Below are 13,610 nucleotides of genomic sequence, written 5' to 3'. Positions count from 1 at the left end.
TGTGCTGTCTTATTGATATTTAAATTATCATTGATCCGATGACCTATTTCTCTTTCATCAAATACACCTTACTCCCATCCCTATTATTAGTGATAGGCGGGTCGCTTTATGCGCAGGAAGTCTCTGACAAGGAATTACCTACTCGTAAGGTAGACCGAAAAGTCAAAGAGGATACGCGTAAAAATCAACCCGGCAAGCATGCGATTGCTTACATTTATGTCAAAGATGGAGAGAAATTGCTCTATGGCAATCGATGCGCAATAGAAGAAACCCATCAGATGGGATTTGAATACGTGCTAGAGGACAAGCGATACCAAGACTTTGGGACCAAATGGAGACGCTTTGGCAACAACCTAAAAATCAAAACCAAATTGGTATTCACCAAAGGCCCCTGGTGGAAAGCCACCCTTAACAAGCGACTGAAACAATGCGCCCAATCTACTGGGGATTTTACAGGGTAAGTAAGCACTGGAGAACTAACTTTTAAGAATTTATTGCTCTATACTTTCGGGACAAGACGGTTTACTATGGAATTGGTACTGTCTATTGAGTCCTTCTCCAAAACTAAAAAAGTCAGAAACAACCGAGGTTACTTCTGACTTCCAACGTCTCTTCTTCTGATTTCTTCTACTTCAAAGGATTGATTCCTGTGTAGTTGAATGGCGTAATTTTTTTCATTTGTGCTTTGAGTGCATCGCTGATTTCCAATCCATCAATGAAGACCTTGAGGCTTTCTTGTGTGATCTCTTGATTGCCTCTTGTGAGCGCCTTGAGAGCTTCGTAGGGTTCTGGGTAGGCCTCTCGTCTCAGAATGGTCTGAATGGCCTCTGAGACGACCGCCCAGTTTTGATCCAGATCGTACTCGATGGCTTGTCTGTTGAGTTCTAGTTTGCTGATTCCTTTTTGTAATGATTTCAATGCGATGAAGCCATGTGCTACTGGTACACCTATGTTCCTCAAAACTGTAGAATCAGTCAAGTCTCGTTGTAGACGAGAGATAGGGAGTTTGGCTGAGAGGTATTCGTAGAGTGCATTGGCGATGCCTAGATTTCCTTCTGCATTTTCAAAGTCGATTGGGTTGACCTTGTGTGGCATGGCGGATGATCCTACTTCACCTTTCACGATTTTTTGCTTGAAATAGCCCATAGAGATGTATTGCCAGATGTCACGAGCAAAATCGATGAGGATCGTGTTGATTCGTTTGAGGTTGTCAAATAGAGCCGCCATGTCGTCGTAGTGCTCTATCTGTGTAGTAGGATAGCTGCGTCTCAATCCCAAAGTGTTGTCCACAAAGTTGTTGGCAAATTTGATCCAATCCACTTCTGGATAGGCGATGTGGTGGGCATTCATGTTGCCTGTTGCTCCACCAAATTTGGCACCATATCTAACCGAATCCAGCATGTTGACCTGCTGAGTCAATCGCTCGTGAAACACCAATATTTCCTTTCCTAATAGTGTAGGTGAGGCAGGTTGTCCATGTGTTTTGGCGAGCATAGGGATGTCCTTCCACTCCTCTGCCATGTCCATCAATAGCGCTTCTATTTGATTGAGGGTTGGGATGTATTCGTTTTCGATGGCATGCTTCAGTTGCAGCGGAATCGCTGTATTGTTGATGTCCTGTGAAGTGAGACCAAAATGAATGAACTCTTTGTGTGCAGAGAGACCCAAGTTGTCGAATTTGCCTTTGATGAAATATTCAACCGCTTTGACATCATGGTTGGTAGTTTTCTCGATTTCTTTGATTCCCAAAGCGTCTGCCTCGGAGAATTCCACGACAATCTGACGCAATTTGCCATACATGCTTTGGTCGATCCCTTCTAGTTGCAGAAGTGGGTATTGACAAAGCGCGATGAAGTATTCTACTTCGACATGAACTCTATATTTGATCAGGCCAAATTCTGAAAAAAATTCTGCTAGTTCTTTGGTTTGTCTTCTGTATCGGCCGTCTACTGGCGAAATAGCTGTCAATGCATTCAATTCCATCGTCTATGTATCTAATTGTGAGGCGCAAAATTAGCCAATATCTAGTACTATTTCTTGATTCATTCCAAACATTATAGACCTTGACACTGATTTGAAATGAGACCTTGGAGATTCTATGTTTCAAGAAAATGAGAATAAAACTGATAAACTCATTAATAGGATCAATCATAGAAAATAACTGTCCAAGAGTTATTTTCTATGATTGTAAGCGTTTTGGACAATCCTTAATAGTAGAACTCTAGTAGGGTTACTTTTCATAGGCTCTTGCACTCCATTTGAGTCATTCTATCTGCTTTCTTAGTAACTAAAACTATTCAAAAACTCGATCATTTGATCCTTGAACGAGTCTTGATCATCGTAGGGGATGTACTGTTTGAGTTTTTGTTCAGCACTGACCAGCTGTTGGTTGTAGTTGTTTTGCTGATTGATGAACAGGAATTCAAGTTCTGGCTTGAGTTCTTTCAGTACATCGACGATATCGAGTACGGACATGTTGCGTTCGGACACGTTGTAGGTGTCTGCAGGGATGTCAGTCACCGCAATTTGTTCCAGTATGTCAGCGATCGAACTGATGTGAATGAAGGCACGCTGTTGGTTGCCGCTACCGTGGATAGAAAGTCTACCATCAAAGTTCGCCTCGAAGACAAATCGATTGATCACCGCATCGAATCGCATGCTGCGGCTATAGCCGTACACATTGCCACATCGTAGGATGATGGGGTTGTGCGATTTGTTCAGTCTCTTGACGTGTTCTTCTCCACGTTGTTTGGAGATCGCATAAAAAGAAGATGGGTTCACTGGGTGATCTTCGGTGATCGGATCATCGGAGAAACCATACACACCCATACTGCTGAGATAGACGAATTTCTTCACATCACTCTCTTCTACTGCGTAGGTCAACTCTGCCGTTCCCCAATTGTTGATCTGCTCGTAGAAGTGTAAGTTGACATTGGCAAAGGGGGAAGTAGCCTTGGCAGCCAAGTGAAACACCACATCGACACCTTTGAGGGCATTTTTGAGGGATCTAGAATCCAGCAAATCACCTTTCACGAACTCGATCGAGTCTCCATTGATGAATTTGTCACCCAAAAACAGATTGTAGTTGCCACGCATGAGGTTGTCATAGACGATGATCTTGTCGATCTTTTTGTTGGCACTGAGTTTTTTGATCAATCGGGTGCCTATGTATCCCGCACCACCTGTTACTAATACTTTCATTTCTATATTTTACCAGCATTGCTGGGTGATTAGATATACCGCAGACTGATTAAGACCTGCGGTTTTTTTAATTATTTACTTACGAGTTCGGTATGGAGTCCACACTCGGTTTTGTTCATGCCATACCATCGAGCTTCACGCTCCATCATTTCCAGACTTGGTTTGCGTGTACAAGGTTCACAACCAATACTGCTGTAGCCTACCGCATCCAGTGGGTGACGGGGCAATTTGTATTCTTTGATATAATCAAAGATCATTTTGTTGGTCCACTCTAGCATGGGGTGAAACCGTATGGTATTCATTTTAGAAGGCTCCTCCACTCTCATTTTTGCCCGATTGGCATTTTGGTCACGACGGATTCCATTGATCCAGACGTCATAGTTGGAGAGCAACTTGTCCATAGGTTGCACTTTGTTGTAGTGGCAACATCTGTCTGGGTCGGAGGCAAAGAGCAATTTTCCCTCTGCATCTTTTTGAATACTCTTAGGCACATCGGGTGTGATATCCATGATTTTCAGTCCAAATACCTCCGACAACTGATCCTTGTACTCGATGGTCTCTGGGAACAAAAAACCAGTATTGAGACAGTAGATCGGAATCGTCTTGTCTATCCTGCTGAGCAAATGCAACAGCACAATACTGTGTGTTTGAAAAGATGAAGTAGTGAAAAGGGACTTGCCATTTTCTTGATACTTCAAAATACTACTTTTGATTTCTTCAAAATCCATATAGTAGGGAGTAAAATTTAAAAAACGAAGTTAGTACAATTCAATAAATTGATCTTGTAAATGACTTTTTAACGCATAATAATCTTAGGTAGATGAACAATATTGTGTTTATTTCGTCCTAGGATTTGATTGAAAGATTAAACAATGTTGTTTTCTCGTCAGTTTTGCAAAAATTTGCTGATTCAAATTTTGCCATCAATCTCGAAAACGAAGATATCGGATGAAAACAGCCATCATCAGGGAAGAACATTTTAATGCAGCGCACCGTCTGCACAATCCCAAGTGGACGGATGAGAAGAATCTGAGTGTTTTCGGTAAATGCAACAGCCCCAATTACCACGGTCATAATTATGAGTTGCATGTCAAGCTCATAGGTGAGATCGACCCAGAGACTGGTTATGTCTATGATATAAAAATCCTCAGTGACCTAATTAAAAAACTAATAGTAGATCGTTTTGATCACAAAAATTTGAACCTGGATGTAGTAGAGTTCGAAAACTTGAACCCTACTGCCGAAAACATTGTTGTTGTCATCTATAATTTGTTGAGGAAGGAAATCGACGAAGCGTATGATTTAAAAATTCTATTGTATGAAACCAAAAGAAACTATGTCGAATATCCCGCCTGATACAGATATTGATGATTGGATGGATGATCACCTCGCCTCATCTGCTGAGACTCCTATGAGAGCGGATGCGTTTGAGATGGACGATGATACCAAAAAGAAACTGATTGCTGAACATTTCAAAGCAATCATGGAGATCATGGGCTTGGACTTGACTGACGATAGTTTGTCTGGAACTCCTCGCCGAGTTGCCAAAATGTACGTGGAGGAGGTTTTCAGTGGATTGAATCCAAAAAATAAGCCTAAAGCGCGTTTGTTTGAAAACAAGTTTGGCTATGATCAGATGTTGGTAGAGAAGGATATCACCTTCTATTCACACTGTGAGCACCATTTTGTACCGATCTATGGCAAGGCGCATGTCGCATACATCTCTAGTGGAGAAGTAATCGGTTTGTCCAAGATCAACCGCATTGTCCAATATTTTGCCAAGAGACCGCAGGTGCAAGAGCGACTCACAGTACAGATAGCTGCGGAGCTAAAATCCGTCCTCAAAAGCGAACATGTGGGAGTAGTGATAGATGCCAACCACATGTGTGTGTCCTCGCGTGGCGTGGGAGATACCAATAGCAAGACAGGTACGGCACACTTCAGTGGCAAGTTCTTGGAAGAGAAATACAAAAACGAATTTCTAAACTATATCAACTCACCAGGGAGTAACCTATGAGTGCAACAGTAGCGGCGTTAAAGAGTCTATTCGAATTGAGCATTGATAGGCTGGCAGAAGAGATTCAACTCTACAAGAAGGAATCTCAACTTTGGGATACCCAAGAAGGTATCAGTAACTCGGCGGGTAATCTGACGCTTCATTTATGTGGTAATTTGCAGCACTTTTTTGGGGCAGTGATTTCTCAAGATGGCTATGTGCGTGATCGAGAGGGAGAATTCAGCCGTCGAAATGTTCCTCGGACAGAATTGTTGTCCGAAATTGCCAGAGCTAAGTCAGTAGTACTGACGGCATTGGATACATTGGATGAAAAATCTCTTGCTGAGACCTATCCTTTGGAGGTTTTCGGATCACCCATGACCTGCGCCTATTTCTTGACCAGATTGTATAGTCATATCGAGTATCATTTGGGTCAAATCAACTACCTGCGCAGGCTAATAGGTTAGTTGTTTACTTCAACATGTTGTGATCTAGTATGAACTGGAGCATTTCGATGGCAGATTCATCTATGGACCGGTAGCGTACACCTAGTTCGTTTCTACTTTTGCTGTTGTCAAACTGTATTTTTTTTCCGACGTTCTCTATCACCAGTTTGCGAGACAGGCCTTTGGTGAATCCAAAGAAATAGAGCATTCTATATGACAGTTCTGCCGTGGGAAGAGAAAAAGCACTACCAAATTTTTGTTTCAAAGTTTTTGCTACTTCGAGCATGGTTCGTGTCTCATGGACCAACATAAATCGACCTGTTGCATATTCATCCTGTGCCGCAAAAATGTGCGCATGTGCTACATCTCTGACATCTACAAGTCCATGTTGTATGTTGGGTACGCCAGACGCATAGGAGCCATCTGCCAGCTGACGAATAAAATCAAAACTACCTGATTTGGAATAGGTAGTAAGGGACGGACCCAAGCATAGTGCTGGATTGAGTACTGCCATTTTCCATCGGGTTTGTTCGTCATGGATGCGCCATGCTTCACGTTCGGCAACTGTTTTGGCAAATCCAAGTGGCAAATGTTTGAGGGTAGAACTTTTGTTCCAATAGCTTTCATTGAAGACTTTTTCTTGCGTGTGAATGATGTCTGTGGCATCACCATATATGGCATAAAGGGCACTGGTGAAAATCACTTTTCGTACCGAATGAGCCTTGTTGACTGCATTGAGTACATTTCTGGTTCCTTCTACAGATGGGTCTATAAGCTCTGTTTTCGGGTTTTTCACACCAGAGGTGATGTAGGGAGAGGCTGTATGGAAGACAATGTTGCAACCCATCATGCTTGATTTGAAAGCCTCGGGATCCATTAGGTTTGCTTCGAATATTTCCAGACTTCCTTTGGAGCGTTCTGCTATCTTGGTCAGATGTCGGTAGCGGTCTTCTTTTTCCATGTCTTTGACCGTCACTCTGACTTTGTACCCATCTTCGAGCAGGTATTTTACCAACCAAGACGCCATGTAACCAGCACCTCCTGTGACCAATACAGGAAAGTCTCTTCCCAATATGTTGGGATTCAATTCATTTGGTTCGGGGCTACCGTACATAGAATCTAAAAATAATGACTAATCATGGAAATATTACTTTTATGTCAAAAAACATCTATAGACCGTGTTTTCATGAAGGATTTTCATGGAGATAATGTACTTCGGCGTAAATTGCGGGATGAATCGAATCTGGATACTCTGCCTCGTTGCAACTGCTTGTTCGGCCCTAGAGGGCGAACAAAAGACGAATGTCAATGACATCATCAAAACTCAGAAGATCAGACAACTCAATCAAGCAGAGGTCATGGTGGAAGCAGAAAAATTCGGAAAGAAAATTGACAAGGTGATCGACGAGAATTTTCGCTCTGGAAAGATCACTTGTGCCGATGCGCTGAAGAATCAATCTGCGGTACTGGATTCTATGAATCTAGCGATGGAGGGACAGATTGTCTTAGGATTTGCAGATTCTAATTTTATGACTAAACAGGAGAGGGACTTGTATGAGGCGTATCTATACAATGCTGAAAATGGCATTGTCAGTCAATCATCCATACAGATGATGGATGACAAATATGCTTTGTTCACAGCACCATACCCTGCCCGAGATGCTGTTTATACGGATTGCTTGCCAGACAGTACGGCTGTAGGGATGTGGAGTATGATTATCCCAATCAAAACAGTAATCAATCAGTTGGATTAGCTCATCAATTCTACCCCGCCAAATAATACGAGACCTTTCAAAGTCAATACATTGCCGAAATATTCTGTTGGTTTGTGTGCACGTTTGTCTTTGTACCCCCCAAATACGGTGGTTGCTTCGTAGTTGACTACCCAGTCCTCTGGAACAAATAGCCTCACCGAACCAAAAGTAGTAAATGAGTCAATGGTCGCTTGTCCATTCTCAAGGTTGGAGTGTCTCAGATCCAATTCTACCCCACCAAAGATGGTGGTGATACGTCCACCAGCAAATTGCTTGCTGTCAATATTTTGGTTGGTGCCACCCAATACTGCGAGGTGATCTATGCTGTCAGAGTTACTTTGACGGATTTTTCCTGTTCGACTTTTCAAAAAAAAACTCAAACCTATCGCTATCAAGAAGACCGGCCAATAATCATGAAAGCTGATGTTGAAGTAGCGTGGAATCCAAAATATTATGCCAAGTGAGATGAGAATGACCCCGCCCCGTTGATTACCTGTGGCAAATTGAAAAATACCTACTACAACCAAGATCATCTGCCAAGTAAATAGGTAGTGAGGTACCGAAAAAGAGATAATGTTGAAATTGTCAAGCAGGAATAGAATTCCGATGACAATCATAATTATACCTAATGATGCTCTTCTGTTGGAATGGTTCATAGTATTGTTATTTGCGACAACTAAAGTAATGAAAAGCTTGAGTTTATTCCCAATGGGACATGAAAAAACCCTGATCTCAGATCAGGGTTTAAGTTATTTAATCAGTTGCAGATGGATTATTTACCAGAAACGAGGGTTACGTCCAATGTAAATTCATCTGAGATGGCTTTGTCGCCTAGGCTATCAAAGAAACTGTTTGATCCATATTTTACATCAAATTTGGTTCTGTCCAAGGTGATTTTGGCAGTTGCGGTGACTGTGTCGCCAGTTGCCGTTACAGTTGCTGGGAAAGTCACACTTACGGTCTTGCCTTTGATGGTCATATCTCCAGTCACGTCGTAACCCGTCGCTGTCTTTTTCAATTTGGTGATTTTGAATGTCGCTGTTTTGAATTTATCAACTGCAAAGAAGTCGTCACTTTTCAGATGTCCGTCTAGTTTGGCTTTCCAATCACCTTCCAAGTCCGTAGAGTTGATAGTGGTCATGTCTGCGGTAAATGACCCTCCTTTTAATTCACTCCCTTTCAGGTCTAATTTTGCTTCAGACAAGATGATTGTTCCTGTATGTCCGCCCCCTATTACTTTGGTTGCGTTCCATATTACGGTGCTTTTGCTTACGTCAGCTTGTACAGAGATAGTTTCTTTTTCTGTGAAACTGATAAATGTTAATAGTACTAATAATGCGTTCAACATGATTCTAAATTTTATTGTTCTATGATTTATTTTAAATGTATCAACATATAATGTTGCAACAATGATACGGCAAGTTCTAAAGAGGGTTCAAAAAATGATAGATTATTTTACTCTCCATGGTGGATTTTTTCGGTTCTCTCCAGCGTAATATAAGATAATTCGGTTTCCATCAGGGTCAAACAAGCTAGCCTCTTTCCAAAGCCAGTCTTGATTGGTCGGTGGAGTGGCAAACGCCAATCCTAATTCAATCAGTCGATCATATTCATCGTCCAATTCTTCGCATTCGAAATATACAGTAATGCCTTGGTTGGTAGTATTTATATCATCTACATGATGGATAGAAAAGGTACTTGTACCATCGGGACATTCTAATCGGGCATATTTAGGCAGGGCGTCTACAATCAATTTCAATCCCAATTTTTGATAGAATGGTACAGCTCGCTCCAATGATGAGGACGGCACAGTGATTTGATTCAAATTCATAATGATTTCATAGATGGAGTGAAGTGTTTACGATCAGGGGGTGTTTGGGATGCTAATCTGTTGTTAAAATCTTGTAGAAGGTGAAAAAAGGACAAAATGTCTTTAATCTTGATTGCCTTTAACAAATCTGTGGGGCTCAATCGTTCTTGAATGTATTTACATATCTTTGCACCTATATTGCTATTCAATAAAGCTATAATTATATGATACATTCAGTATTGGCATTAGGTATGCCTGGAGGTTGGGAACTGGTCATCATCGTACTGGTAATTGTCTTATTGTTTGGAGCGAAAAAAATTCCAGAGTTGGCCAAAGGATTGGGTCGAGGTATTAGAGAATTTAAAGACGCTTCAAAGGAGATAAAGGACGAAATAGAGACTGGAATCAAAGAAGAGAAAAAATAAGTTTTGAAGAGTTACCATTCACTGTCTCAGATTCGATCTGACATACAATCTGGCGTCATAGATTGCGTAGAACTCGTCAAGGGTTATCTGGCTAACATTGAGAAAAAGAATAAGACGCTCAATGCACTGACTGAAGTTTACGAACAAGAAGCTTTGGCTCAGGCTGCTATTGTGCAAGAAAAAATAAATAAGGGCAACGCGGGGCGATTGGCAGGGATGGTTGTGACCATCAAAGATGTCTATTGTCACGAAGGTCATTTTCTCCATTGCGGTAGCAAAATCCTAGAAGGTTTCAAATCTCAATTTACGGCGACACCTATTCAGCGTTTGTTGGATGAGGATGCGATCATCATTGGTAGAAACAATTGCGATGAGTTTGCGATGGGCTCGTCCAATGAAAATTCCTATTTTGGCCCTGTCAAAAATGCCGCGAATGAAAACAAAGTTCCCGGAGGCTCATCTGGGGGATCCGCTGTGGCAGTGCAGTCAGATATGTGCCTTGTATCTATAGGTTCTGATACAGGAGGGTCAGTAAGACAACCTGCCTCTTTTTGTGGGATCATTGGCTTCAAACCTTCTTACGGACGGATTTCGAGACATGGATTGACCGCCTATGCGAGTTCGTTTGATTGTGTAGGAATCTTGTCACAGTCGGTCGAAGACAGTGCTTTGGTCTTGGAGATCATCGCAGGAGCGGATGAGTATGATCATACAGTGAGCCACCTGAGCGTACCAGCATATTCCAAAGCTCCAACCTGGTCAGGTACATTTAGTGTGGTTTCGTTTGACAACATCAATACACACAAGGCACTAAATCCTGCCGTACAAAGTTCGGTAAACAAGGTTTTTGACAAAATAGAATCAAGTGGTAACAAGATTCAGAAGTTGAATTTTGACTATCTCAATTACGTACTGCCTACCTATTATATATTGACTACTGCTGAGGCGAGTGCCAACCTGTCTCGTTTCGATGGTGTGCGGTATGGGTACCGCAGTAGCTCTGCCAAGGACCTAGAGTCCATGTACAAGAAGAGTCGATCGGAAGGCTTTGGTGAGGAAGTAATCAAAAGAATATTGTTGGGAGCGTATGTGCTCAGCGAGGGCTTTTATGATGCCTACTATACCAAAGCGCAAAAGGTGAGAAGGTTAATCAGAGATGAAATGAAAAAATTGTTTGAAACCAATGACTTCATCATCATGCCGACCGCCCCTACACCTGCTTTTGATCTCAATAGTCATGACAGAGATCCTTTGCAAATGTACTTAGAAGACATTTTTACCGTTCAAGCGTCATTGGCAGGGTTGCCTTCTATTTCTATCCCCAACGGGACGGATGAGCACGGTATGCCTATAGGAATTCAAATTATCGGAAATTCGTTTGAAGAAGAGAAATTGTTATCTTTCTCCAAATATTTGCAAGATCATATCTTAGAAAGTTAGTTTTATGAGGGACCAGTTTTACATATTGCTGTTTTGTTTGGTGACTGTTTTACAACCTGCGCTGGCGCAAGAGAGTGATGTAGAACAATGGCCTGATTACAGTTATGAACTGGTAGAAGACCGTTTGTCCTGTGTAGAGGAGCATATTCCGTTGGTATTCAACGAACGTGTTTATTCTTTTATAGACTATTTTGCTGTCAGGAACAGAGATTATACCAGAGCCATTTTGGCTAAGAAAGATCTTTACTTCCCCATCTTCGAACAAGTATTGGCTGAGAAGGGTTTGCCAGACGAACTCAAGTATCTCGCCATCATCGAATCTGGATTGAATCCCAATGCCATGTCTAGAGTGGGAGCAGGAGGGCTCTGGCAGTTTATGCCACTGACGGGCAAATCCTACAAACTCAAACAATCTTGGTACATCGACGAACGCATGAATCCTTGGGAAGCTACCGAAGCTGCCGCATCCTATTTGGGTTCTTTGTACAGAATGTTTGGAGATTGGGAGCTGGCATTGGCCGCTTACAACACTGGGCCAGGCAACGTCCGAAAGGCCATACGAAGATCTGGGTATAAGGAGACTTTTTGGGATATCTACAATTACTTGCCGAGGGAGACTCGCTCTTATGTACCACAGCTCGTCGCGATGATCTATGTGATCAAATATGCAGATGAACATAACCTCCAAGATTTGAATTCTGAGAAGAGATACATGATGGCTCATGATACGGTTCATGTCAGTGATTACATCCATATGGAGACACTAGCCAATCAGCTCGATGTTTGTTTGGAAGATTTGTTGACACTCAACCCTCAGATCATCAGAGGAGCGATTCCAGAAGGCACCTCCAATTATGCCTTGAAAGTCCCATTGGACAAAGCGGATTCATTGCGTATTCACAAAGTAGCCATGCTGGATTCTGCTGGCAAGGTAGGCAAGGCAGAACTGGAATATGTAGCGAGGAATACACCGGGGTCTGTGTACGGTCGAGTCAAGCAAGTCTATCGAGTCCGAGGAGGAGATGTTTTGGGGACGATTGCAGAAAATCATCATGTAAGTGTGGCAGATTTGAAAGCATGGAATAACCTCAGCAGCAATATGATTCGTGTAGGTCAGAACCTCAATATTTGGGTGACACCTTATTATACAGCAGATACAAAATCTAGCTATGTAGCCAAAACCAATACTACCAGTCAATCTGCACCTGTACAAGTCGAGGGAGGAAAGTATCACTTGGTACAGTCGGGAGATTCCCTGTGGAGTATTGCTCAACAATACAAGGATCTATCCATCGAAAAGATAAAAAAGCTCAACAATCTGACATCTTCCAACATTAAACCCGGACAAAAATTATTAATCAACATGTAAATTGTTGATCTTCGGACGGATTGCTTAATTTTTTTAATTCCCAAAAACACCTGTTAGCATGCCTAAGACAATAAGCTACTTGTTTCTATTGGTGAGCATTTGCCTGATCAGTTCTTGCAAGTCAACACCAGATAAGATTTCCTCATCTGAGGAATCTAGTACAGATAAAATGTATTTGCCAAAGGCTGGTGGAGAAGCCAACGCCATTTTGGTGGTAATGGATACGACAGATTGGAATGGCGCACTGGGTCAGTCTATCAGAGATGCATTGTCTGCTTATGTGCCTGGATTGCCGCAAAATGAACCTTATTTCAAGGTCAGAAACATCAACCCACTCAAGTTTAATTCTATTATTCAGCGAGGTACCAACATTATCATGGTACATACACTCGATGGACGAGGCAGACAAAGCCAACAAATGGAAAAGTACTACAGTGAGGAGTCGTTGGAAAAAATAAGAAAGGACTCATCCCTCTACATGCTACCTCAAAAGGATGTCTATGCCAAAGGGCAGGATATCGTGCATCTGTTTGGACAGACCAAAATGCAGCTTGCTGCTCATATCAAAACCAACGAAAAACTATTAAGGAACTATTTTTTAAAGGTTGAAAATGACCGGATTGCTGGTAGGCTGTTCAAAGTCAGGGAAAAGCAAATTGAAAAACGACTCGCTGAGGAATATGATTTTACTATGAATATTCCTTATGGTTATGAGGTAGCCAAAGCACTACCGGACTTTGTGTGGATCAGGTTGCTCGATCCAGCTTTTGAGCGTGATATTTTCGTTTATTTCCAACCTTATACAGGCAATGCTCCATTTGATGATGTGTTAGGGAAAAGAGAGGAAATTTCTTCCATGTTCATGAGAGACATAGAAAAGCCAGACCTCTATATGACACTACAGGATACTTTGAGTCAGGTAAAAGAGGTCAATTTCAAAGGAAAATATGCCAAAGAAGCAAGAGGGCTCTGGAAATTCAGTGACTTTTCTGCAGGAGGCCCTTTTGTCAGCTATATGTTTGTAGATGAAGGTCAAAAGCGACTGTACTATCTAGAAGGCTATGTCTACAATCCTGGTGATGACAAACGAGTACCCATGCAAGAAATGGAAATGATCTTGCAGACATTCACCTCAGGACTCAGTCTGTAAAATATAACCTTGGAGGCAT

16 protein-coding genes are annotated in these 13,610 nt (G+C 41.9%); 9 read left to right on the top strand and 7 right to left on the bottom strand.

What is annotated here, in order from left to right:
* Window positions 1–38: 38 nt before the first annotated feature.
* Entirely contained in the window at window positions 39–461 is a 423-nt protein-coding gene (locus N6H18_RS04850) for a hypothetical protein (protein WP_262310706.1), read from the top strand.
* Window positions 462–627: 166 nt separating this feature from the next.
* Here the strand turns inward: N6H18_RS04850 and purB are convergent, their stop codons facing one another.
* The 3 genes from purB to N6H18_RS04835 all read right to left on the bottom strand — a co-directional run bounded on the left by purB (window position 628) and on the right by N6H18_RS04835 (window position 3,929).
* On the bottom strand, window positions 628–1,983 hold the full coding sequence (gene purB / locus N6H18_RS04845; RefSeq protein WP_262310705.1) for an adenylosuccinate lyase: 1,356 nt from the start codon (window positions 1,981–1,983) through the stop codon (window positions 628–630).
* Window positions 1,984–2,280: 297 nt separating this feature from the next.
* Window positions 2,281–3,201 (bottom strand): NAD-dependent epimerase/dehydratase family protein, encoded by a 921-nt coding sequence (locus tag N6H18_RS04840; protein ID WP_262310704.1) that lies wholly within the window; start codon window positions 3,199–3,201, stop codon window positions 2,281–2,283.
* A 71-nt stretch (window positions 3,202–3,272) separates the two neighbouring features.
* On the bottom strand, window positions 3,273–3,929 hold the full coding sequence (locus tag N6H18_RS04835; RefSeq protein ID WP_262310703.1) for a phosphoadenylyl-sulfate reductase: 657 nt from the start codon (window positions 3,927–3,929) through the stop codon (window positions 3,273–3,275).
* Window positions 3,930–4,149: 220 nt separating this feature from the next.
* Here N6H18_RS04835 and N6H18_RS04830 point away from each other — a divergent pair, with 220 nt between their 5' ends.
* The 3 genes from N6H18_RS04830 to N6H18_RS04820 are packed head-to-tail and all read left to right on the top strand — an operon-like array spanning window position 4,150 to window position 5,664.
* The gene (locus N6H18_RS04830) at window positions 4,150–4,557 is read left to right on the top strand and encodes a 6-pyruvoyl trahydropterin synthase family protein (RefSeq protein ID WP_262310702.1); all 408 of its coding nucleotides are present in this window, start codon (window positions 4,150–4,152) and stop codon (window positions 4,555–4,557) included.
* Window positions 4,520–5,218: a GTP cyclohydrolase I FolE gene (folE, locus tag N6H18_RS04825; RefSeq protein ID WP_262310701.1), complete on the top strand. Its 699-nt coding sequence runs from the start codon at window positions 4,520–4,522 to the stop codon at window positions 5,216–5,218. Before N6H18_RS04830 ends, folE begins: the two co-directional genes overlap by 38 nt.
* On the top strand, window positions 5,215–5,664 hold the full coding sequence (locus N6H18_RS04820; protein ID WP_262310700.1) for a DUF1572 domain-containing protein: 450 nt from the start codon (window positions 5,215–5,217) through the stop codon (window positions 5,662–5,664). The genes folE and N6H18_RS04820 overlap by 4 nt, the downstream gene beginning before the upstream one ends.
* Before the next feature lie 4 nt (window positions 5,665–5,668).
* On the opposite strand, the gene N6H18_RS04815 is transcribed toward N6H18_RS04820, so the two are convergent.
* Window positions 5,669–6,757, bottom strand: coding sequence for an NAD-dependent epimerase/dehydratase family protein (locus tag N6H18_RS04815; RefSeq protein WP_262310699.1), 1,089 nt, complete (start codon window positions 6,755–6,757; stop codon window positions 5,669–5,671).
* A 118-nt stretch (window positions 6,758–6,875) separates the two neighbouring features.
* Here N6H18_RS04815 and N6H18_RS04810 point away from each other — a divergent pair, with 118 nt between their 5' ends.
* A complete protein-coding gene (locus N6H18_RS04810; RefSeq protein WP_262310698.1) occupies window positions 6,876–7,397 on the top strand; it encodes a hypothetical protein in 522 nt (173 codons plus the stop codon).
* Here N6H18_RS04810 and N6H18_RS04805 read toward each other — a convergent pair.
* The 3 genes from N6H18_RS04805 to N6H18_RS04795 form a co-directional block, all read right to left on the bottom strand.
* Entirely contained in the window at window positions 7,394–8,053 is a 660-nt protein-coding gene (locus N6H18_RS04805) for a cell wall-active antibiotics response protein (RefSeq protein WP_262310697.1), read from the bottom strand. The genes N6H18_RS04810 and N6H18_RS04805 overlap by 4 nt on opposite strands.
* A gap of 116 nt (window positions 8,054–8,169) precedes the next feature.
* Window positions 8,170–8,745 carry a YceI family protein gene (locus N6H18_RS04800; protein ID WP_262310696.1) on the bottom strand — a complete coding sequence of 192 codons (576 nt, stop codon included), beginning with the start codon at window positions 8,743–8,745 and terminating at the stop codon, window positions 8,170–8,172.
* A gap of 102 nt (window positions 8,746–8,847) precedes the next feature.
* On the bottom strand, window positions 8,848–9,228 hold the full coding sequence (locus tag N6H18_RS04795) for a VOC family protein (protein ID WP_262310695.1): 381 nt from the start codon (window positions 9,226–9,228) through the stop codon (window positions 8,848–8,850).
* 203 nt (window positions 9,229–9,431) lie between these two features.
* Between N6H18_RS04795 and N6H18_RS04790 the strand changes: the two genes are divergently transcribed.
* Genes N6H18_RS04790 through N6H18_RS04775 form a run of 4 tightly spaced genes read left to right on the top strand, consistent with a single transcriptional unit; the run spans window position 9,432 to window position 13,591 of the window.
* Window positions 9,432–9,632 carry a Sec-independent protein translocase subunit TatA/TatB gene (locus N6H18_RS04790; protein WP_262310694.1) on the top strand — a complete coding sequence of 67 codons (201 nt, stop codon included), beginning with the start codon at window positions 9,432–9,434 and terminating at the stop codon, window positions 9,630–9,632.
* Between the two features lie 3 nt (window positions 9,633–9,635).
* On the top strand, window positions 9,636–11,072 hold the full coding sequence (gatA, locus tag N6H18_RS04785) for an Asp-tRNA(Asn)/Glu-tRNA(Gln) amidotransferase subunit GatA (protein WP_262310693.1): 1,437 nt from the start codon (window positions 9,636–9,638) through the stop codon (window positions 11,070–11,072).
* 4 nt (window positions 11,073–11,076) lie between these two features.
* Entirely contained in the window at window positions 11,077–12,441 is a 1,365-nt protein-coding gene (locus tag N6H18_RS04780) for a lytic transglycosylase domain-containing protein (protein ID WP_262310692.1), read from the top strand.
* 58 nt (window positions 12,442–12,499) lie between these two features.
* The gene (locus N6H18_RS04775; RefSeq protein WP_262310691.1) at window positions 12,500–13,591 is read left to right on the top strand and encodes a DUF4837 family protein; all 1,092 of its coding nucleotides are present in this window, start codon (window positions 12,500–12,502) and stop codon (window positions 13,589–13,591) included.
* Window positions 13,592–13,610: the final 19 nt, after the last annotated feature.

The sequence above is a fragment of the Reichenbachiella agarivorans genome (assembly GCF_025502585.1).
In the GTDB taxonomy this organism is placed as follows: Bacteria; Bacteroidota; Bacteroidia; order Cytophagales; family Cyclobacteriaceae; genus Reichenbachiella; species Reichenbachiella agarivorans.
The sequence above is the reverse complement of the archived record's forward strand: the minus strand, read 5'-3'. Positions and strand labels throughout refer to the sequence as shown.